19 protein-coding genes are annotated in these 20,364 nt (G+C 40.5%); 4 read left to right on the top strand and 15 right to left on the bottom strand.

Translation table 11 applies throughout. The features are described 5' to 3' along the window. Positions 1-78 precede the first annotated feature (78 nt). From ACLLO5_RS27845 to ACLLO5_RS27855, 3 genes are all read right to left on the bottom strand, one after another. Positions 79-2,268: a hypothetical protein gene (locus ACLLO5_RS27845; RefSeq protein ID WP_413176493.1), complete on the bottom strand. Its 2,190-nt coding sequence runs from the start codon at positions 2,266-2,268 to the stop codon at positions 79-81. 853 nt (positions 2,269-3,121) lie between these two features. Further along, entirely contained in the window at positions 3,122-3,433 is a 312-nt protein-coding gene (locus ACLLO5_RS27850; protein WP_413176495.1) for a helix-turn-helix domain-containing protein, read from the bottom strand. After that, entirely contained in the window at positions 3,420-3,818 is a 399-nt protein-coding gene (locus tag ACLLO5_RS27855) for a type II toxin-antitoxin system RelE/ParE family toxin (protein WP_413176497.1), read from the bottom strand. The genes ACLLO5_RS27850 and ACLLO5_RS27855 overlap by 14 nt, the downstream gene beginning before the upstream one ends. Before the next feature lie 351 nt (positions 3,819-4,169). Between ACLLO5_RS27855 and ACLLO5_RS27860 the strand changes: the two genes are divergently transcribed. Next, the gene (locus tag ACLLO5_RS27860) at positions 4,170-4,763 is read left to right on the top strand and encodes an AAA family ATPase (RefSeq protein ID WP_413176498.1); all 594 of its coding nucleotides are present in this window, start codon (positions 4,170-4,172) and stop codon (positions 4,761-4,763) included. After that, entirely contained in the window at positions 4,760-5,086 is a 327-nt protein-coding gene (locus ACLLO5_RS27865; protein ID WP_413176499.1) for a hypothetical protein, read from the top strand. The genes ACLLO5_RS27860 and ACLLO5_RS27865 overlap by 4 nt, the downstream gene beginning before the upstream one ends. Before the next feature lie 161 nt (positions 5,087-5,247). On the opposite strand, the gene ACLLO5_RS27870 is transcribed toward ACLLO5_RS27865, so the two are convergent. Beyond that, positions 5,248-5,679 carry a hypothetical protein gene (locus ACLLO5_RS27870; protein ID WP_413176500.1) on the bottom strand — a complete coding sequence of 144 codons (432 nt, stop codon included), beginning with the start codon at positions 5,677-5,679 and terminating at the stop codon, positions 5,248-5,250. A gap of 5 nt (positions 5,680-5,684) precedes the next feature. After that, complete coding sequence (locus ACLLO5_RS27875; protein ID WP_413176501.1) at positions 5,685-5,888, bottom strand: hypothetical protein; 204 nt, start codon at positions 5,886-5,888, stop codon at positions 5,685-5,687. Between the two features lie 278 nt (positions 5,889-6,166). Between ACLLO5_RS27875 and ACLLO5_RS27880 the strand changes: the two genes are divergently transcribed. Both ACLLO5_RS27880 and ACLLO5_RS27885 read left to right on the top strand, forming a co-directional pair. Next, complete coding sequence (locus tag ACLLO5_RS27880; RefSeq protein ID WP_413176502.1) at positions 6,167-6,337, top strand: hypothetical protein; 171 nt, start codon at positions 6,167-6,169, stop codon at positions 6,335-6,337. Between the two features lie 175 nt (positions 6,338-6,512). After that, a complete protein-coding gene (locus tag ACLLO5_RS27885; protein ID WP_413176503.1) occupies positions 6,513-7,487 on the top strand; it encodes a tyrosine-type recombinase/integrase in 975 nt (324 codons plus the stop codon). A 49-nt stretch (positions 7,488-7,536) separates the two neighbouring features. On the opposite strand, the gene ACLLO5_RS27890 is transcribed toward ACLLO5_RS27885, so the two are convergent. The 10 genes from ACLLO5_RS27890 to ACLLO5_RS27935 form a co-directional block, all read right to left on the bottom strand. Next, positions 7,537-7,959 carry a type II toxin-antitoxin system VapC family toxin gene (locus ACLLO5_RS27890; RefSeq protein WP_413176504.1) on the bottom strand — a complete coding sequence of 141 codons (423 nt, stop codon included), beginning with the start codon at positions 7,957-7,959 and terminating at the stop codon, positions 7,537-7,539. Next, the gene (locus ACLLO5_RS27895) at positions 7,956-8,189 is read right to left on the bottom strand and encodes a hypothetical protein (RefSeq protein ID WP_413176505.1); all 234 of its coding nucleotides are present in this window, start codon (positions 8,187-8,189) and stop codon (positions 7,956-7,958) included. Before ACLLO5_RS27895 ends, ACLLO5_RS27890 begins: the two co-directional genes overlap by 4 nt. 395 nt (positions 8,190-8,584) lie before the next feature. After that, a complete protein-coding gene (locus ACLLO5_RS27900) occupies positions 8,585-8,941 on the bottom strand; it encodes a transposase (protein WP_413176506.1) in 357 nt (118 codons plus the stop codon). A 65-nt stretch (positions 8,942-9,006) separates the two neighbouring features. Continuing rightward, positions 9,007-10,623 (bottom strand): fdxN element excision recombinase XisF, encoded by a 1,617-nt coding sequence (gene xisF, locus ACLLO5_RS27905; RefSeq protein ID WP_413176507.1) that lies wholly within the window; start codon positions 10,621-10,623, stop codon positions 9,007-9,009. A 288-nt stretch (positions 10,624-10,911) separates the two neighbouring features. Continuing rightward, positions 10,912-12,006 carry a hypothetical protein gene (locus ACLLO5_RS27910; protein WP_413176485.1) on the bottom strand — a complete coding sequence of 365 codons (1,095 nt, stop codon included), beginning with the start codon at positions 12,004-12,006 and terminating at the stop codon, positions 10,912-10,914. Positions 12,007-12,300: 294 nt separating this feature from the next. Then, positions 12,301-15,492 carry a type I restriction endonuclease subunit R gene (locus tag ACLLO5_RS27915; protein ID WP_413176487.1) on the bottom strand — a complete coding sequence of 1,064 codons (3,192 nt, stop codon included), beginning with the start codon at positions 15,490-15,492 and terminating at the stop codon, positions 12,301-12,303. Positions 15,493-15,646: 154 nt separating this feature from the next. Continuing rightward, positions 15,647-17,170 carry a type I restriction-modification system subunit M gene (locus tag ACLLO5_RS27920; protein ID WP_413176488.1) on the bottom strand — a complete coding sequence of 508 codons (1,524 nt, stop codon included), beginning with the start codon at positions 17,168-17,170 and terminating at the stop codon, positions 15,647-15,649. A gap of 171 nt (positions 17,171-17,341) precedes the next feature. After that, positions 17,342-17,968, bottom strand: a complete 627-nt coding sequence (locus ACLLO5_RS27925; RefSeq protein WP_413176489.1) for a restriction endonuclease subunit S — start codon at positions 17,966-17,968, stop codon at positions 17,342-17,344. A 77-nt stretch (positions 17,969-18,045) separates the two neighbouring features. Next, a complete protein-coding gene (locus ACLLO5_RS27930) occupies positions 18,046-19,020 on the bottom strand; it encodes a hypothetical protein (RefSeq protein ID WP_413176490.1) in 975 nt (324 codons plus the stop codon). Positions 19,021-19,144: 124 nt separating this feature from the next. After that, complete coding sequence (locus ACLLO5_RS27935; RefSeq protein ID WP_413176492.1) at positions 19,145-19,924, bottom strand: PD-(D/E)XK nuclease family protein; 780 nt, start codon at positions 19,922-19,924, stop codon at positions 19,145-19,147. Between the last annotated feature and the right edge of the window lie 440 nt (positions 19,925-20,364).

Consider the following 20,364-nt stretch of genomic DNA (forward strand, 5'->3'; position numbering starts at 1 on the left):
TTGACAGAATGCTTATCCAGTATGGGTTACAGCCTTAGCGTAACTTTCTGTTCGATTGCTCATTTCACCCCGAAACTATCAGCGATCGCACATCTCCAGCAATTCCCAACCTAACTGGGGTGCAAAAGTGACAACAGCTTCAACCAACTTCCATTCCAGAGTCTCACAGTTGGTAAACAGGTGTGCATCAGCAAAAACATCCTTCTGTTCCACCCATAGGCGCACCTGCTCCCCTGCTGACAACAACATCTCTGGATGCTCTTTAAAACACTCCTGGGCTTCCGTTTGGAGAGTAGTTGAACCCGACTCCCACAGTAATTGCCGTTTAACAACCTGTTCCAAGCTATTTGGATTCAAAGAGTGAAAATTCTTACCAGTCCGCAGACAGTAATTCATCATCAACGCCCTAGCATCTTGAATTGCTTTAATTCGCAATCTTGCCACTTGCCTAACATCTTCTTTTGGTAAACTTGTTGGTAATTCAACCCCTGCACCTGTGGTGTCAATAGACGCAGAAGAAGCAGAAGCAGAAACCAGCAAGTCATTTATCAATAAGCACAACTTATCAACAAAATTGAACGCGCTGGGGCTAGTTATAGATTTAGAAATCTTATGATTGCTAATTGTTTGTAATTCAGGATCTAAAAAGTTGGATTTTTGTGGATCTGAAATTTGTTGTTGATCAATTGCTGATTCTAATTGATTAAAGTTTTGAGAATTAAATTTTAAATTTAGAGATGCCGAAGAATCCATCACAAGCTCTGATTCAATACTTCTTGCCTGCGGCAAGTACAAAACCTTCATATAGGGGCAAGGTGTGTAATTTTCTGGAGATGCCTGTATTTGTTGGGTTTCACGGCTTTCTGGTTCTAGCCAAGGATCTGGTATTTCTGGGGGGTCAAATTGCTCTGTAACTGCCTCTGGCTGGTCTATTACACACCTTTGAGTCTGATGTTTGGGATGCCACAGGGCTAAATACTGCTGTTTGTGCAGGGTGGATTGGGATACTCCTTGACCATAAAGCTGCTTGGATGTGGTTATAATTTGTTCAGCCCGTTTAGTTATAGTTTTTGCTAGTTGCCCTGTAGCTTCTAGGTGGGCTACTGCCTGATTAATTCTGTCTATAGTCTGTTGCTGTTTGATTGTGTTGAGATTAGGACGAAATTCTACTATGTTGTTGGCTTGGTTTTGTTTTGACCCAATTTCGCATAGCAGTATATTTCCCGCATCCTCAAGTTGGAACTGTTGTGCGTAGTTGCGCTGGCGTTGGGGATAGGAGCAGTAGGGTGTATAGTAGCTTTGACTAGATGCTGCACATTCCCTGGCTCGTTTTTCGATTTCGTGTTGGTGACGACAATATTGTTGGTAGCCTGGAGCTTGTTTTGCTGTTTCGACTATGTAGTTAACTAAGGCTTGGTCTTGATGCTGCTGCCAAACTACTCCATAACAAGCGATTTTGCAGAGAATTTGGTTGGTTTGTCCATAACCTGTCCAGCCTTGGCTAATAATGTATTCTAGGTCTTGTTTCCATTGCTGGGCGTTTCTGGATGTTTTGGCTTGTCCAAGATATTTTTGCTGTTGCTTGGCTTGCTCTATGGCTTGCCGTAAGGTTTCTAGGTCTTGTCCTTGGGCTGACCAGTCGGCGGCATCTAAAAATTTCTCTAGGTCGTTGCTCATCCTATCCCGTTTGACGCAGATCATGTATGAGCCAGTTTGCAAAGGCAGGCGTACTGCTTTGTAGTCGCTAGGTTTTGGTGTGTATTTTTTGGCGTTGGGATATATTTCTAGCTGCCCGTCTTTGATGGTTAATTCGGCTGCGGCTAAGACGTTTCTCGCTGCACAGGCTAACCCAAAGGTGGGTATTGGTTCACTAAAGAAGTAATAAATGTGGATACCGCCGCTATGGCTGGAGATGATTTCTACTGGTTTGCACAGCCCTATGTCTTCTAGGGCATAAAATACTTGTCTATAGGCTTTTGGGTCGTTTTCGGGGTGGTAAATGCTGTTTCGGTCTATGTCTATGACTAAGTAGCGGGTGGTTTGACCGAATCTTAGTCCGATGAGTTGGTTGGGGTCACGATACTTCTGCCAGAGGATACATGGTTCTAGGGGATATCTAGTTTCTGTCAGCCACTGGGGTTTTTCTTCTGGGTTGGCAAGAGGGGCATAGATATGGCCCCAAAGGTGGTTGAAGTATGCGAGAAATCTTTGCCCCAGGGGGTCTGCTGGCAAGAGTGGAGATGGTTGGGAGGAATTTTGCTTTGACACTGCTTTTCTCTCGGTGGCGAAGGGATTTGTTCGCGCCGTGGAGACAAAATTTAGTTGTTGGGTGTGTCATTGGTCAGAGTTTCTGGTTTTTTGGCCAGACCCTAGTGCATTTTGCTCCAAGTTGAGTTACACTTATAGCTGTCTGAAATCAAAAGGCTTCCTTCAAGGCTTTCTATTTAATCCCCGCAAGGAGATTAAAACGATTTCCAGACTTATTTGATGACAGCACCCCAACTACTATTTTTCAGAATTGTCTGTTTACTTTTTCAAATCTTCCCGGAAATGTGTGGGTAAACAAACAAATCTTTGTCTCTGGCGTGTTGTTTAATTTTTGTGACTAATCAAACAATTAACGGCATGACCCAACGTTAACAGCGTTGGGTTTTGTCGTCTAATTGGGTTAACAATTTTTGATTGTCTTGTTTTTGGCAATGTGAAACTAATTAGAAAAGCTTCTGTGCCAAGACCTAAATGAGATGCTTGAAAACTTTTATTTTGTAAAAGTCTCCCAATAATCAGCGAATAGTTGTATAAGTTTGAGTTTAAAAAGCTCATATCTAATTCCATAGCATTGCTAACCGATATGGGTTTATTAGCCACAACTTAATTCTGAATTTTTATCAGAAAGAATATAGGCCGCAAAAGCTGTCATTTTTCAAATTTATTTGAAATTAACAACTTCATTTCAATTTAAACAGACTAGCTGTTTCCTGTACATAGATTTTTGTAATTTTACAAAAAATTTTTGATTCAAATCCCACAACCCAGTCTGGACAAGGGTTTTGGAAGATGATTTTTTTCAAGAATCGACACAACCCAGTCTGGGTAATGGTTATATCAGATATGCCAAACTTTAGGCACTTCGCTGTTCATCTATCGGAGTCAGATGGATTACTACCCGGTGATTCAGAACCTGAGCGATTTTTTGCAGCATGGAAAGGGAATGTCCTTCATAGTCAGCATCTTCTAGCCGTGCAATTACTGGTTGTTTTGTGCCAATCAGTTCAGCCAACTGTTTCTGCGTTAACCCAGCTTTGGTTCTGGCTTCATATATTAACTGTGCCACTTCTGCATTAATGGCAGATGCCGCTACCATTGCCTCAAGTTGAGGATCAGTACGAGTCATCTTGTCGATAATTTTAATCGCATCCTTAGTCTTGGCCATTATCTTCCTCCTCGTAGTAAGTGTGGGCTTCTGGGTTTTCCTCAAATAAACGCTTTCGCGCTATTGCCCGTTCGATATCAATTGCTGGTACTGCCGCTTGTTCTTTCGTAATGGCTTGTGCCAGAATCGCCACATTTTGCCCATGAAAGAAGTACAAAATCCGGTACTGGACACGAATATGCTTTGCCCGCAATTCATAGATACCATCCCGCAGGTAATCTGCTCCAGGGCGACGCAGTTCGTATCCTAAAGCCGCAAGTTGCTTGATGCGAGCTACACAGTTTGCATATCCTTTGCGGTCTTCTTTTAAAAGTCGCGTCAACCATTCCAGAACAGGTACTTCCCCATCTTCCTCCTGGTAGAAAACAACCTGGGTTTCAGGCACTGCACACTCTCTCACTATATCAATATTGTTATTATACGCGAACTTGGATACTTTGGCACAATGACCCCTATGCTTGGTGTTTTGCGTACGCAAATATTCAAATATCTAAATATCTAAATATTCAGGTTGTTAAATACTTGAATCTTCAACTGTGGACAACGCCATCAATTATTCATGTAATACCTCTTGGCGTTTTGCGTACGCAAATATTCAAATATTCAAGTTGTTAACAACGCCATACTCAGTTCCATCTGGTAGATTAGTGGTATCTACACCAGACTTTTGCGTACGCAAATATCTAAATACTCAAATATTTAAACATCCAGCTATTCAAATACTCATTACCAACCCATGATCATCACCGTTGCCTCCTTTAAAGGAGGAGTGGGCAAAACCACAACAGCTATTCATCTAGCTGGCTACTTACAAGCCAAGGACGAGACACTATTAATTGATGGCGACCCCAACCGTTCGGCCACTGGCTGGGCTAAACGCGGCTCTCTACCATTTAAAGTGATTGATGAACGGCTTGCTGCTAAATTCGCCAAGAATTACCAACATATTGTCATTGACACCCAAGCCAGGCCAGAACAAGAAGATTTAGAAGCCCTGGTTGAGGGCTGCGATTTACTGATTCTGCCCACAACCCCTGATGCGCTATCACTGGATGCCCTGATGCAGACTGTGGATGTTCTCAAATCTCTGGGGGCTAACCAATATCGGATTCTGATTACTCGCGTTCCTTCCAAGCCCCGGCGGGATGGGGAAGAAGCTAGAGAAATGCTCACTGAAGCTGGATTACCTTTATTTAAAGGATACATCCGCGATGCAGTTGCATTTCAAAAAGCGGCTTTGTCCGGTGTACTGGTAAACCAGGTGGCTGATTCACGAGCCAAAATGGCTGGGCGAGATTATCAGCAAATTGCTCAGGAGGTGATGAAATGAGTAAATTCCGTGGCTTGTTAAATACCGCCAGGGGTCGTGAACCAGAACCAGAACCTGAAAGCCAGCCGCCAGAAGAAGTTATTACTAAACAGTCTGCTGCCAAAACCCAGCCTGTCGCCCAACCAGAACCTAAACCAAAAGGAGGCAGACCTAAAGGCAAGCGTTCTCATCCTGACTATGAACAGATAACAGCTTATATCCGCAAGGATACACATACAGCAGTTAAAATTGCGCTGCTAGAGGATAGCCAAAAAGGTGAAAAGCATGAGTTTAGTGAACTCATCCAGGAACTGCTGGAGCAATGGTTACAATCGCGTACCTGAAATTCCAGATATTTGAATATCTAAATACTCACTATTGGTACTATGGCGATCGCAAACTGGATCGCCTGATTTGAATATTTGAATATTTGCGTACGCAAAAGTTTGAACTGCTGAATAGTCAGGTATTCACAGCTTTTTTTTTTAGTTAATGCGCTCTGTAACTATACCTGAGCCGGTTCTTTTGCTTCTGACAACCACCGACTGTAAGCCTCTTGGTCGCCGCCAAAAGAATCAACAGATACTTGTCGCTCTGGCATTGGCTGGAGTGGGGCATTGATAGGTGCATATTTGCAGTAACAAATTACAATCATGTCAAAACCCATCCCCACCGGAATATCAGGAGTATAGGTTTCTACGCTGGTCACTTCCCAATCACTGAGGCGATAATGAGTCTTAGCTTCGGGATACTGTGGATCAGCGAACTGGTCAACACGGATAAATTCCGGTGGACGATATCCAGGTTCTGGCAATGGTCGGTCTGAACAATCATAATGTTCAGCTAAAGTTTTCGTCAGCGAACCTGTGTGAGCATATTTTCTTTCTTGCCAACCTGGTTGACGCTTTTCAGCCCGAAAAACAATCCACTTACGCATTATTGTTACTCCTTATCGGTATCATAATAGGACTGTGGAAATTCAGTTTTGCCCTCGAATACACAATCTACAGGTAGGATATCGTTGCCCGTTTCCTCTGTATCAACCAGCTTCCAACCATATTTTTCAGACATTTCTTCACAGCAGTCTTCATCAGCTGCTGCATGACGAGATTTATTTTCTTCCTCGTCGTACCTTGATTTTGGCATATCTTTCTCAATGTTATTAAATTGTTTTAATTGGCGTGTTCGCTCTCTAGCGGAGGTGAAGCCCATCGTCAGAAGGCAACAGGAGCGCCACCTAACGCGAGTGCGTCTCGTACAGAAGTTAAGCGCATACGTTTCGCTTTCGCACTCGTTCTTCAGATTAATCGCCCCTATTGACACTATAGTAGTACCACTTTTGAGTTATGTCAACCCATAATAGTTCTACAGTAGATGTATATTTAAGGAAAGTAGAACAGTAAAGTGATAGAGTAGCGTTAGTTATGGCAGTGGCAACTGATAAAACGAGAGTCTCGACATACATAGAGCAAAAATTGAAAGATGATGCTGAGAAAGTAGCCAAGAACCAGGGCAGATCCTTGAGCAATTATATTGAACAGCTAATTAAACAAGATGTAGCTAGAGCAAAGCAGCAAGGTGAAATCAGCGATTAAAAAATGTTCTTCGCCATCAGGTGGCTCTTTTTAGTTACACTTCTAAGCCTAAAAAGGTAGAGAGAAGACTGCTTCTCGCAACACAACTTAATTTTGCGGCTCTGTTTTGTCGCAAAAAATGGAAGTGGTCACAGGTTTGGGGGAAGATGAAAAACATAGCATTTGATGAAATGCCATGAACACCCGCGCGATCGCAAATTCCAATTTCTCTCCAGAATCGTTGGCGTTAACAGAACCGCTACCTATCACCATGCACCCAGCTGAAGTGTATCTAGCTTCTCTGGGTGAGGGTTCTCGGCGGACAATGCGGGAGGCACTGAATGCGATCGCACGGTTATTGACTAATGATAGTTGCGATGCTCAAACTTTGGATTGGGCAAAGTTGCGATATCAACATACGGCAGCAGTGCGGTCGGTGCTGATGGCAAAATACAGTCCAGCGATGGCGAATAAGATGTTATCGGCGCTGCGGCGGGTGTTGCAAGAAGCATGGCGGTTGGGGTTAATGTCTACTGAGGAGTATGGACGGGCTACTGATATTCAGTCTGTGCGGGGTAAAAGTTTACTCAAGGGACGGGCGCTGGATGGAGAAGAAATTGCTGCTCTCTGGGAGAATTGTATTCAAGATAACTCGAATTTAGGGGCGAGGGATGCAGCGCTATTGGCAATTTTGACGGTGGGGCTACGGCGCTCTGAGGTAACGCATCTGGATTTGAACGATTTTAAGCCGCGCAGTCGGTCGCTAACGATACGGGAAGCTAAGGGACGAAGTGAGCGAATTGTTTACTTACCAGAAGCAGGTGTCCGGGCGGTGCAGGATTGGTTGCTGGTTCGGGGTAAGGAAGCGGGTCCTTTATTTTATCCGTTGGATAAGGGGAATAAAGTTATCCAACGGCGGATGAGTGAGCAGGGGGTACTAAGGGCATTGCAACGCCGAGGGGAAGCTGCGGGTGTGGAAGAAGGGTTTACGCCCCATGATTTCCGCAGGACTTTTATTAGTGATTTGTTGGATGGGGGTGCAGATATTGTTACGGTATCTAAGTTGGCTGGTCATGCGTCAACTAATACAACGAGTAAGTATGATAGGCGCGGAGAAGATGCGAAGAAACGGGCGATTGATTTATTAAATGTGCCTTACAAGAGGCGTTAGATTGACATAGTTTCGATGATAAATCCCAAATTAGTTGAAAATTTCCCATTTAGAAATTCCAAGGATTAATAATTACAACTTTAGTACCAGCAAAATCTTTTTCGTTACGGGTAACAAGTGTGAGAGAATTTTGTAATGCGGTGGCGGCAATGAGAGAATCCATAGCGGGTAAAGGTCGTCCATTTTGTTCTAATTCTGCAACTAGATTTCCCCATAACACCATTGTGGCAATATCCAGACCTAAAATTCTGTTTTCAAAGCGATGGGGTAGGATTTCATTTAACCATTTTGTTAGAGATTCTTTGCGTTTAGATACAGGAAGTTTACTGATACCTTTAGCAATTTCACCAATTGTAATTACACTCAAGTAAAGTGTTTCTGGAAGTTGGGCATCTAGCCAGTTTAAAACTTGTTGATTTGGTTGTTTAGTAAGAGTTTCGGAAATCAAGCAAGTATCAAGAAGATAAGTCATGGGATAAAACTATCACGCGGTAAACTGGTATCTCTACTCAGGTCTAATTCTTCAGCTACTTCAGCTAAAGGAGATTGGCGAAAAAATTCGGAAAGTTTACTAGGTTGTTCTGGAAGGGTTTTGTTATTTTTATCTTCCATAGTTAGGCTTTGTGCTAGTAACTGGATAATGTAAAGTTTATCGGTGGGGGAAAGTTGAAGAAGTTGTTTTTCAAGTTCTGGAATAACCATATTTTTATTTAGGCAGGGGATAATTTAATTTTAGTTTTTGGTGGGAAATACTCTGCACTCGCAACGCTCTTCATTTACAGGATTTTTGGAACTAACTAAATTATACCTAAACAATCTATAGGACTCCTATTTGATATCAAACCGGATTCCTATATATTAGGTATAGTAACAAAAAATACTACAGCAAATTCCATTTAAGTTAACTACACCAGTAGGGGTTTGTCCGGCCAGCACCACAAGAATTTTACAATTCATGTCTGTACCTCATAATATCAAATCCGGTTGCATCTGAATGATATCTTGAAGGTCAACATATTGATATTGCAAAGGCAGATATTCAGGAAATAATACCGATGCACTCGGAAACGATATAACACCAGGAACTGCTGTAATCCCTACTGCCGAGTTAAGCTTTGTAGTTCCTCTACACTAAGTTCTCGTAACTCGTCAACATATTGACACATAGTTGCTAGAAACTCTTGAAAGCGAGGACAGGTGTGGCAGTTGGTACTCTTGCCGGGTATGATGCAACTGCATTCAAACCTTGGTCGTTCGGTAAATCGACGTTGACAATCCTTGCAGATATACCTCTGCTTGCCTAGCTCGAAACTGTATTTTTTGAAATTTAATGAGCCACAATGGGGGCAACCAACACCAAACAATTTTGGTTCTGATTGCCAAAGCTGGAGTGCCTTTTGGAAGGCAATTTCACATCTGAGATGATTGAGAGCAAATACATCTTTGAAATCCATAATTTCCTCCAAAGTAAATTCAAACGAATTGATTATCTAAAAACATAATAAAAAGATGTGCAAGGCTAGTAAGAGGTATTGAGTATAATAGATTTAACAAAACCATTACTCACTATTATTCTCTGAACTAACTTTGAATAGATTGCTACTTTGTCGTCCGCAGAGAGGTTATACCAAATCAATATATTGTTTCCAGATTGAATAATTTCTTCAACTGTTTTGGTATCAATTGCATTGGCAGAGAAGGGGTTCATTTCTTCTTCTATTTCCCGTTTAGTCTTCTCTTTAAGTGCTACAATTTCTGAGTCAAAGTCCGCCATTTCTTCTAACTTGGCTAACCGCGCTTCTAGCTTTTTAAGTTTCTCAGATTTAATAGGTAACTCGGAAGATAGATTATTCGTGTTTGCATTTCTAGCTTGGAGCGCAATTGATTGCTGCAAAAGGTGGTCAATCAATGTCCTCTCAATCAGATCCTTTCTAGTACCTTTTAGGTTGTTGCATCCTTTACCCGCGTGCCGACAGGCATAATAGTGATATTTATTTTTACTTTGACGAGTTTTGGTAATGCACTTGCTATTGCATTCAGCACAATAGACAATACCCCGTTGATAAGCAAACTCTTCATAACCGTCAGATTTGGACGAATCATCATTACGAAGGGCTGGTCCAGGGCGGGATGAATTGAATTCTAAAATCTGGCGAATATCTTCTGCTTCCTCGGTTGAAATGAGTCTATCATTTGGATGTGTGTCATAAATAATCTCCCAATCTTTTGGAGAAACTTCTTTACGTTTACCTGTAGCGGTCTTGATTCGCTTGTTGTAAACTGTATGGCCACACAGCACTGGATTTGTTAACCAACGTTTCAGCCCAGGTTGACTCCAGTGAAAAATTTTATCGTTTCCATTTTTCTTGCTAGTAGTGTGTTGAATTCCATATTTATTACAAATTTCTTTGATAGTTTTACTCACTCCTTTTGTCTTCAAAAATATCTCAATACAGTCTTTTGCTAGTTGAGCTTTTATTATTCCTGGCAGCTTTTTAATGTCGTCTTCGCTATTACTATACAAAGACAAATCTGCATAGTTGCTAGGTCTTTCTGATAGCAGACATAGAAAAGGAGTATGGTCTAATTGATAACGATTGTTTTCAACGTGATAACCAAATGGGACACATTCACAAGCTGCTTTTTGTTTACGACGGTGAGCTTTACCATGTTTCACCCTTTCTGAAAGTTGATCTACTTCCATTTCTGCCAGACTTGCTAGTAAATTGACCATAAACATACCTAGTGATGTTTTTAAATCAATTAATTGATCTAGTACCCACAAATTGACATTTGTTTCTTGAAAAATACCAACATTTTTTCTGATTAAAGGAACGCTTCTTCCCAGACGATCTAACCGCGTCACAATAACTTCAGCTATTTTGCTATCCCCCACAAGTTCCATGACTTTTAGTAGTCCTGGTCGATTATCCCTTTTCCCACTTTGTACATCCCAAACAATGATATTAGCTCCAGCATCTTTTAATCTTTGAATCTGTTGCTCTAGAGCATGAGAATTTACTGCCTGTTCCCTGCTAGATACCCGTGCATAAGCAACTCGAATCTCTACATTAGGCTCTAATACGTTGACAATTGTATATTTAGTACCCTTCAGATACTGCTCAATATTTTTCATAGTTTAGCTCCCTACTTATGGTACAAGTTCAATAAATTTGAATGAGTTGTGCATATTCTACCCCTGCTGGCTTTGCACAACTTTTTGACAAATAAACTGAAATTAACTAACTAAAAAGCACCTTTTATTTAATTTTTTTGTACAATTTAATGCCGAATAAACTCACTAACTAAATTAGTAAGTTTATTAATGATTTGATAATAAAAAATCAGGCTAATAAAACGCCTGATTTATAAATACCGAAAATAATTAGTACTAAAACAGTTTTTTGGTATCGGTTAAGAAATATTAAGTCCACTGCCAGAGGATATAGCCCAATATGTTCACTGTTGCTTCAACACGTAGCCGATTTCTTGTTTTGCGAGCTAAATGAGAGGGTTCACCTTGTTTTTTACCTTGGTAGGGTTGCCCCCCCTGCCAATAGAAATCGTCGATATAAGCTTTTTTAGCCGCTTTTAATGCTTTAGTATATTGCTGCAAATATTCCTCAAGATTCCAATGCTGCGAGCGCACTGCCAAAATGAAGTGACCATACCAACCACAGTTCATCAAAAAGCTGATGTATTGCTGTTCCTGTTCTTTATACGTGCCTCGCATTTCATTGCCCTTAATCCACGGGTTGTTTTCTAATAAACGAATACGTGCTGAATGAAAATCTTGTTGTTTCTCTATTGACAACCACTCCAGTTCTTGAGAAGCAGGACCGAATTCCCAGGCGTTGAGAAAAGCTTGTTTCTGTATTTCTAGGAACAACTCCAGTGCATTCTTAAAAGGGTAGTCAATATTATGTTTAGTAACACTTTGTTTTATGTACCTTTCTCCAGCTTTGATTAGTGCATATTCTGCTAAATCAACGTTTGTTAGTAGCTCCAGTTTATGGATGCTAGTTTCTGGTAAATATTCATTAAACAATCCTTGGGAATCCAAGGGATTAGGTATTACACCCAGCAGCTTATAGGCAAATAAAATTCCTCTAGCTTGATAAAAATAATGGAGAGTTTTCAGCCAATAACCTTGGTTTTGGTTTCTAGGCATGACTCCTGCTACCATTGGTATTTCGCCAATAGCTTTAGCGATGGTAAAAAATCTGTTTCCTTCTGAGGTATCGGGAATGTAAATTTCGACAAAGGGAATCCAACGTCGTTCAATTCGTAGCAATTCATCATCTTCTTTTGCACGAGATATCCATATATCTAAGGCGGATTTGATTTTATCTAATCGTCTGCGGATTTCTCGTGGTGTGTTAAAAAGATGTTCGGGAGTCAGGATAAGTGGTAATTCTTGTAAGGCTTTAGGTTTTTCTAAAAGACGCTCTACCCTCTCACGAATCTCCTCCTCTGTCATGTTTTTGGTGTTATGAGGTGACGAGTAATAGTAATTCATATATAAGAGTCATCATGCCAATTGGCATCACCGTGCCGATTCGGGAAATTTGTACGCTAAGAAAATTTCAAAAAGTTGAAACCCTTAACTATCAATAGTTTCATCAAGTGTCATCCGAATGAAATTTTTTGTATTTAAGACCAATGGTCGTTAAGAAAATCCAAGAGAGTTGAACGCTAAAAATCTTTAATGGCAAGGCTTTTGGCGATTGCTCGGATTTATTAGCGTACAAAACTCCCAATTTGGCACAGTCTAGCCCCTAATGGCAAGGCTTTTGGCGATTGCTCGGATTTATTAGCGTACAAAACTCCCAATTTGGCACAGTCTAGCCAGTTGCAAGGATTCTTGGATAATTTCATCCATGTGATCCTGGCTAAGAAAAATGCCGTGTTCGTCGCGTACAACGTCATACAAGTAATCGTCGATGTCGTTCATCATATTTTTTTGCACAGTTTCGTTATTGATCCAATCGACAATCTTGTGAGAATCAATGATATCGTAGAGAGCGATCGCTGCTGATGCACTAAGAGTGTCAATCTCAGTTTGGTTCTGGCTATATTTCTGAAAGAAAGGTTTAAGCAAGCCATAAAAAGCCAAAGCTACTGAGTTATGTCGTAGTTCCTCTGGGTGGTTGTCAGTTTGGCGATTAACTACCCCGTCTCGGATTTCTTCAGCTTTGCGTAGGTATTCAGCTTCGGAAATACGTTGAGCGCGAAAGTCATCAATGGTTTTTTGAATCAATTCTGCAAATCTTCGGTAAAAAGCCGGGTCTTCTTCCATTCGCTCAGTAATGGTACGTTTGGTAGCACTGGCAATGGTATCAGCGAGAGATGCAGGTTTAGCTTTTAATTCTTTTTTGAGTTTTTGCATTTCTGCCTGATTAAAGATGTTGAGGGGGGCAGCAATTTGCACTACCTCAGTGGCAGAAATATGGGTATTGAGTAGTTTTTGAATTTTCGGTTCTAAATCCCGATAATCAACAGTTTCATCATGGCAACGTTTCACTGCTGCTTTGAGATTTTGGAATCGTTTTAAGTCTTTTTTGTAACAATTAATTTGATGGTCTGGTGTTTCCAATAAGAACTTTTCTGAGGATAGGGCAATGGCTAGAGTTTTGGTATATTGGGCTAAACGCCCATAAAATTCATCGCGTAGTTTTTCATTGGTCAGAAGTTGCTCATAGGCTTCTTCATCATGACTGTTTTGTATTTCTTTAAAGATATCTAGTAGGTTGGCATAATATTGGGGCAGTTTACTGATTTCTGTACTAATATTGGTAAGCGTATCTATTAAATCTTCTTCGTCAAAACCTTCTAAAGCACTATCTTGATTTAAGGCTTTATCTAGTTCGTGAAATACACCAACGTAGTCAACAATATAACCAAACTCCTTTTGTACTTGTGTAGTTTCATTGAAATAAGGAAGATTGACACAAGCGATCGCTTGCAATAAATTATGACCTATCAATGGGCGTGTCAAGTATAATACCGTATTACGTGGGACATCAAGACCAGTTAACAGCTTATTCACCACAATTAAAATTTCTGGGGTGTCACCATATTTAAAGCTGTTAATAATTTGCTGATTATACTCCCGCTCTGAACCATAGCGTTTCATCATCTGCTGCCAAAATTTCTGCACCTCATCGCTTGGTTCTGCTTCTACCTCTTCATTACTTTCGCGGGTATCTGGTGGTGAAATAATTACCTCAGAGGTGACATAACCAATTTTATCTAAAAATTGTTTGTACTTTAAAGCACTAGCTTGTCCAGGGGCGATAAGTAGAGCTTTCAAGCCTGTACCTTGCCAGTTTTGACGATAATGTTCACTGATATCAGCTGCAAGGTAATCAATAATATGATAACTGTCGTATTTGTGCTTTAAATTTGTCGTTTGCTCATCTGTCAACCCCAGAGACAAAAGCTCAGACCAAGTATCTATTTCTTGGTACAACCATTGACTATGGCGGCTTTCATAAAGCAGTGGCACTACCACCCTGTCTTCTATAGCCTGATGAATGGTATAAGATGGCTCAATTAGACCACCAAATTTAAGGAAGGTGTTTTTTTGCTTTTTTGTCAGGGGAATGCCAGTAAAGCCCAGATAACAGCCATAGGGAAATACCTGGCGCATTTTATCATCTAAAGCCTTGTTCTGAGTGCGATGAATTTCATCTACTAAGATAAAAATATTGTGATCAGGATCAGAGAATTTTCGCACTCCCAAAGCAGCATTAAATTTATGGATCAGAGTAGTAATAATATTTGCGTTTTTCTCTTCAATTAGCTTCACTAAAAGACGACCAGAATTAGCTTGTTCTGGCTGCATTCCGCAACTGGCAAAGGTTTTTCTAATTTGGTTATCTAGTTCAACCCGATCAGTTACCAAGACAATGCGCGGCTTGGAGATACCATAGTCAAGTAAGATCGCTCGCGCTATCATCACCATTGTTAAAGATTTTCCTGAACCTTGAGTCTGCCAGATAACCCCTCCCCTGCGTCTTCCTTGGGCATCAGTTTCTTTAACACGCTGGAGGACATTCTTAACAGTAAAAAATTGGTGGTAACGGGCAATTCTTCTTACACCATCTTCAAATACAGTAAACTGGTATACTAACTCAATTAGCCTTTCTGGACGGCAGAGGCTATAAATAGCACTGTCTTGGGCAGTAATTTTTCGCTCTCCATCTGCCAGTGTTTTCTCTAAGTGGAAAAGTGCTGAGGCAAATAAACGCGGGAACAGTCGATTTTTTACCTCTTCTGGTAAGGTTTTGTTGACATAAGTGGCAATATCTTTTTCTTGGTCTAACTCTTCACGCCAATGTCCCCAGAATTGAGCAGGTGTGCCAATAGTAGCGTATTTGGCTTCATTGTTGTTAGTTGCTAGTAGGAGTTGGGTGTAGGTAAACAATTGAGGAATACATTCATCCCGCTGATAGTGGATGCACTGGGAAATGGCTTGTTTAAGCTCTGCTGTGGGAGATTTGCACTCTATGACAACAAAGGGGATACCATTGACGAAGAGGACGATATCTGGGCGGGCAATTGTTATGCTGCGGGTAGACTCAACGCTAAAGTCTGCTGTAACATGGAAGACATTGTTTTTCCAGTCCCGCCAGTCGATATAACGCAGGTTATAGCTTTTAGAGTCCCCGTCAATTGTTTGCTCTAGGCTAGTACCAAGGGTGAGATAGTCATAAATTTTTTCATTAGTCTTCAGTAAGCCGTCGTAGCGGATATTTTTTAAGCGCAGAATAGCTTCTTGAATATTTGCTTCACTAAATAAATATTCCTGCCCTTTAAAGCTGATGCGGTTTAGTGCTTGTAGTTGGTTACTGAGAATATCTTCTAGTAAAACGTTGCTCAGTTTACCACGTCGCTGTCTTCTAATTTCTTCTGGAGGTAGGTAATTGTAGCCCAAGTTAATTAGTAGTTGTAAGGCAGTAATTTGGGACGGATGTATTTCGTTTGGCTTAAATACTGGCATTATTTTTCTGACTGGTATAGTAAGGTTATGAGTGATTCCAGAATTTAACTGATTCCATCATCAATTACTTTTTGAGTCTGTTGGAGAATAAGTTTATTAATCGGTGATAATTTCTGCTACGTCTAAAAATTTGTTCGGTTGCCATTTCTTAATTTCAGACAATTACACCAAGCTTCTTTAAATAACTAGCCATTTCTCCCCTTACCTCAAATAAATCTGCTTCTAATTGTTTGATCTCCCGCTGAACTGCGGCAATGTCAATTTCTTCCTCTTCCTCAAAAGTATCAACATAGCGAGGAATATTTAAGTTAAAGTCGTTCTCCTTAATTTCGTCCAACGAGGCCACACGAACGTACTTCGGCACATCCTTACGTTCACGATAAACTTGAACAATTTTCTCTAAATGCTCATCTAACAAAGTATTTTGATTCTTTCCACTTTGAAAATCATTACTAGCATCAATAAAAATTACATCCAGGTAATTTTCATTTACACCACCTTCCTCCCGTGACCTATCAAAAACCAAAATTGCCACCGGAATCGACGTACCAAAAAACAGATTCGGGGGTAAACCTATCACCGCATCTAATAAATTCTCCTCAATCAACTTTTGGCGAATTCGCCCCTCACTCGACCCCCGAAACAATACCCCATGTGGCGCAATCACCACTACACGCCCCTCTTTGGGTTGGGCAATTTCAATCATGTGGGTGATAAACGCATAGTCTGCCCTTGTATCCGGTGGTACACCTCGCCAATAACGGTTGTAAGTATCCCTCTCCGCATTTTCTGCCCCCCATTTCTTCAAAGAAAAGGGTGGATTTGATACTACCACATTAAATTTTATTAACTCATTAAATTCTACCAAAGCTGGGCAGTTCAAAGTATCGCAACACTCTATTCGAGCAGCGTCGTTTTCGTGAGCAAACATATTAATCCGTGCCAGTGTACAAATCTCAGTGTTTACTTCTTGCCCAAAAATTGAGTAATTATTATTACCTACTTGTTTTGCTACTTCCACAAGTAATGACCCAGAACCACAAGCGGGATCGCAAATTCTATCCCCTGGCTTTGGCTGTGCTAACTTTGCCACTAACTTAGATATTTGTGCCGGGGTAAAGAATTCTCCCGCCTTTTTACCTGCCGCAGAAGCAAACTTCTCAATTAAATAGATGTAGGCATTACCGATAATATCCTCATTTACCCGTGTGGGGCTTAAATCTAGTTCAGCAAAGTCTTCAATCAGGTTTTTTAGTCTTCTATTTCGGTCTTTGGTTTTACCTAAATTCGCTTCTGAGTTAAAGTCAATATTCCGAAACACACCATTGAGCTTGGCTTTGTTTGCAGGGTGTTCTTCAATTGCTTTTAGAACTATATTGATCTGTTCACCAATATTATCAGCATTACGCTGTTCATACAGGTCATAAAAACTCGCTCCTTTAGGCAGTACAAAGCGTTCCCGTTCGATTTTTCGCCGGATACGTTCGTCATCATCCCCGTATTGCTTTTGATATTCTTCGTAGTGGTTTTTCCAAATATCACTGATGTATTTAAGAAACAGAAACACCAGAATATAGTTTTTATACTCTGATGGGTCAATTACACCCCGGAAAGTATCACACGCTGCCCAGAGAATACTATTGATTTCGTCTTGTTTAATTTTGTCAGTTTCAGCCATTGGTTTAATTTCGTAACAGAATTTTTAGAACTTATACATAGAACACTTTGCAAAGCACACACATTTGTGCCAAAGTTTTTAAACTAAATCAACAAAAGTATTTATACTAATTCTCTACATGAAAGCAACATATAGTTAGTAATAGCCTTGAAGTGCAATTATTAGCGATTTTCATCTGTTGTCATATTTTGGCGAATTGGTATTAGAACGTTTATTTTTGTTGTTTTTCCCTACAGCTTTCTGCATCAATACAGCATCCATGTACAGCTTACGCTTTCGCGCTATTTCCTCCATAATTTGCTGTTCACGCTCACTTAACGCGGCAATCTCCGCAATTACCTTCTGTGTTGCTAAGAGTGGCAGGTCAATTACTATTTCTGCTAATGCAGATTTACTTACCATTAACTGGCTAGTACCTTCAGCAACACGATTAATTTGCCTCTGCCCTAGTGGATGATTAAGATACCAAACTAAATACGCTGGGTATACATAGCTTGACTTTACCCTAATGATCATCAGAGGTGATGCTGCTACATAAGGTTCTATTTTCTCCGTTACCAATGCTGTAGTATTAGTAACGCCTCTAGAGCGAAACAAAAGGTCATGCTGCTGTAATAAGTGCTTTTCGCTCAAATCCTCTAGCTGTACTTTGTAAACATCACTTAAATCCAGGCGGTTATATTCATCAATATCCTTCATTTGGATTACTCCTATCGTTCCCTCTGGATCACGCTCAATCTTGGTACGGAAGGGGTATCCTGTGTTAATAGATGCAATTTCCCCCAGTTTTTTCTTCATAAGTATTAGCGCCCTGTCAATAAACCAGCGAGGTAGCGTGTTACAAACTTTACTGCCCAATTCTGTATTACTCAGGTTTAAACCTTAAACCACCATATCCAATCTGTTGGAGCATATTCTGCGACAACGGGTGACGGTGGATGTGCCTGAAAGCACTTCAATAATAGTTCTGGCACAGCAGCACCAAATGGATTAGGAATAAAAACTTTCATGGGATAATCCTCATCCTGCCCATAATCAAGCGGATGAAGACAGGGAGGAATGAGCGGTTCATCCCTAGTTGCACGAATTAGCTGATGAAGATGTCCTATTATTATTACCCCATCAACACTTGGAAATTTTAGTGGTTCACCATCTTCTTGAGCAAAGGAGTTAGAAGTAAACAAACCACTAAAGGGGTGAATAAGGGAAGAAATAGGCTCATAAAAATAGTCATCCCATACGATTACAAGAATAGATGAAAAATTTTCATTTTCTTTTTTGAAAGGTGCAAATTTTTTTTCGGCACTAATCAAAAAATCTTTAACTGGATTATCTCTAGGAAAAGTTACGCCCATTTCTGCACCAGGCAATTTTTCTATAATCTCCTTGGAGAATATTCTTGCAGGAAATTGCAAAAAATTTGATGAACGTTGTCGAATGTGATTCAAAATTGATGGGGCTTTTACTTCTACACCAATTTGATAATCTTTATTTTCAACAATAATTTCAGGATTTTTTTTACCCCCGCTCACTGGTGTAGGTTCCCAACGAAACGAAGTTTCTGTAGTCCAATCAAACTTAATTACCTGTTGAATTACGTGCAGTTCTGCAAGCCGTTGCAATAATTGCTCATAATGTGGTTCATATTTCTCTTTCCCGGAGATTGAGGCTAGAGCATCAATCATTTTTTTTGTAAATCCAGGAATATGTTGCTCACAATCAAGACACGCTTGAAGTACAAAGTTTGAAAGTGGGTTTATAAAAGGTTGTGCAAAGTGCGAACTAAACCAATGCCAGCGATTAAAAAAGTTGGAATTAAACAAATACATATGTAATTCCCACAAATTCATATAGGAAACTCCCGGTAACTTAGCTTACTAATTTCATTGAAAATAAAATCTGGTGTATTTGGCATTGAGCCGAAACTGTGCAGGAACTTTCACTGATAAGAAAATTCCTACACAGCATCAAAGACTACAACCAGTCAGCCTCACCCTTAGCTACAATTTCTACCTTCTCAGGGCAGAGGTGACGCAAGGGACAAAAGCGACATTCATTTACACTTGGTGTAACGGGTGGAGTGGTGTCAGATGTCATAGCGTTAACTAACTCTGCCACCTGACGCTTAAACTCCGTTGTAATTTCTGTAGCTGGAATCTCGGAAACTTGACCTTGGTGGACTAGCTGCCCTGTAGGAATTTGGTCAATACCATGCAAACGAACAGCAGGAATCAAAGCCATATAGAGCTTGACTTGGGCAATATCACTGGCTTTTAGTTCTTTACCAGTCTTAATATCTGGGACAATCACTTCACCCCCACGCATTGCTACAATATCAGGTTGGGGTGAAATCGTCGCACCTGCTTTTGTTTGATACCAAAAATTGTTAGAGCCTTCTGTATAAACGGTATATCCGTCTGCTCTCAACTCCTTAGCGTATTGGTTGAGAACAGCTTGGTGCTTGAGTTTGTACCCTTGGGCATCAAAGTCATTGTCAGCTTTGGGGATGAAGTAGTTCCCCTGAGTGTGCAGCGAGAACATACATTGGCGATCGCCAGAGAGTCCTTTCGCTAACCAACTGGGATGAATGTATGTCTGCTTCCGGGGAGATAATCCCAAACTAGCAGCAGTCAACTGTTGCGGTAGCACCACAGAGGGCAATACCCCACCAGCTTGGATTGGATGGTTCACCTGTTGGGAAGGTTCAACCAACAGAACACCGACTCTGTTCGATGCAGTAGCATTGTTTGTCATAATAGATTTACCAAAAAAATAATGAACATTGAGATCCTTGACAGGGATCTTTTTTCTTGACAATCAGAGGTGTTGCAACTCGATTACTGGGAAAATTATTTCCGAGTAATTCAGATTCTACTCCATGCCATTGGTGCTGTCAACTATTTCTGTTGCAACTCGATTACTATTTTCAAAATTGCAAGATAAAAATTGAATGTATAGGGCTAGACTGTGCCAAATTGGGAGTTTTGTACGCTAATAAATCCGAGCAATCGCCAAAAGCCTTGCCATTAAAGATTTTTAGCGTTCAACTCTCTTGGATTTTCTTAACGACCATTGGTCTTAAATACAAAAAATTTCATTCGGATGACACTTGATGAAACTATTGATAGTTAAGGGTTTCAACTTTTTGAAATTTTCTTAGCGTACAAATTTCCCGAATCGGCACGGTGATGCCA

Origin of the sequence: Anabaena azotica SJ-1, from assembly GCF_047275885.1 — a bacterium.
GTDB lineage: Bacteria > Cyanobacteriota > Cyanobacteriia > Cyanobacteriales > Nostocaceae > Trichormus_B > Trichormus_B azotica_A.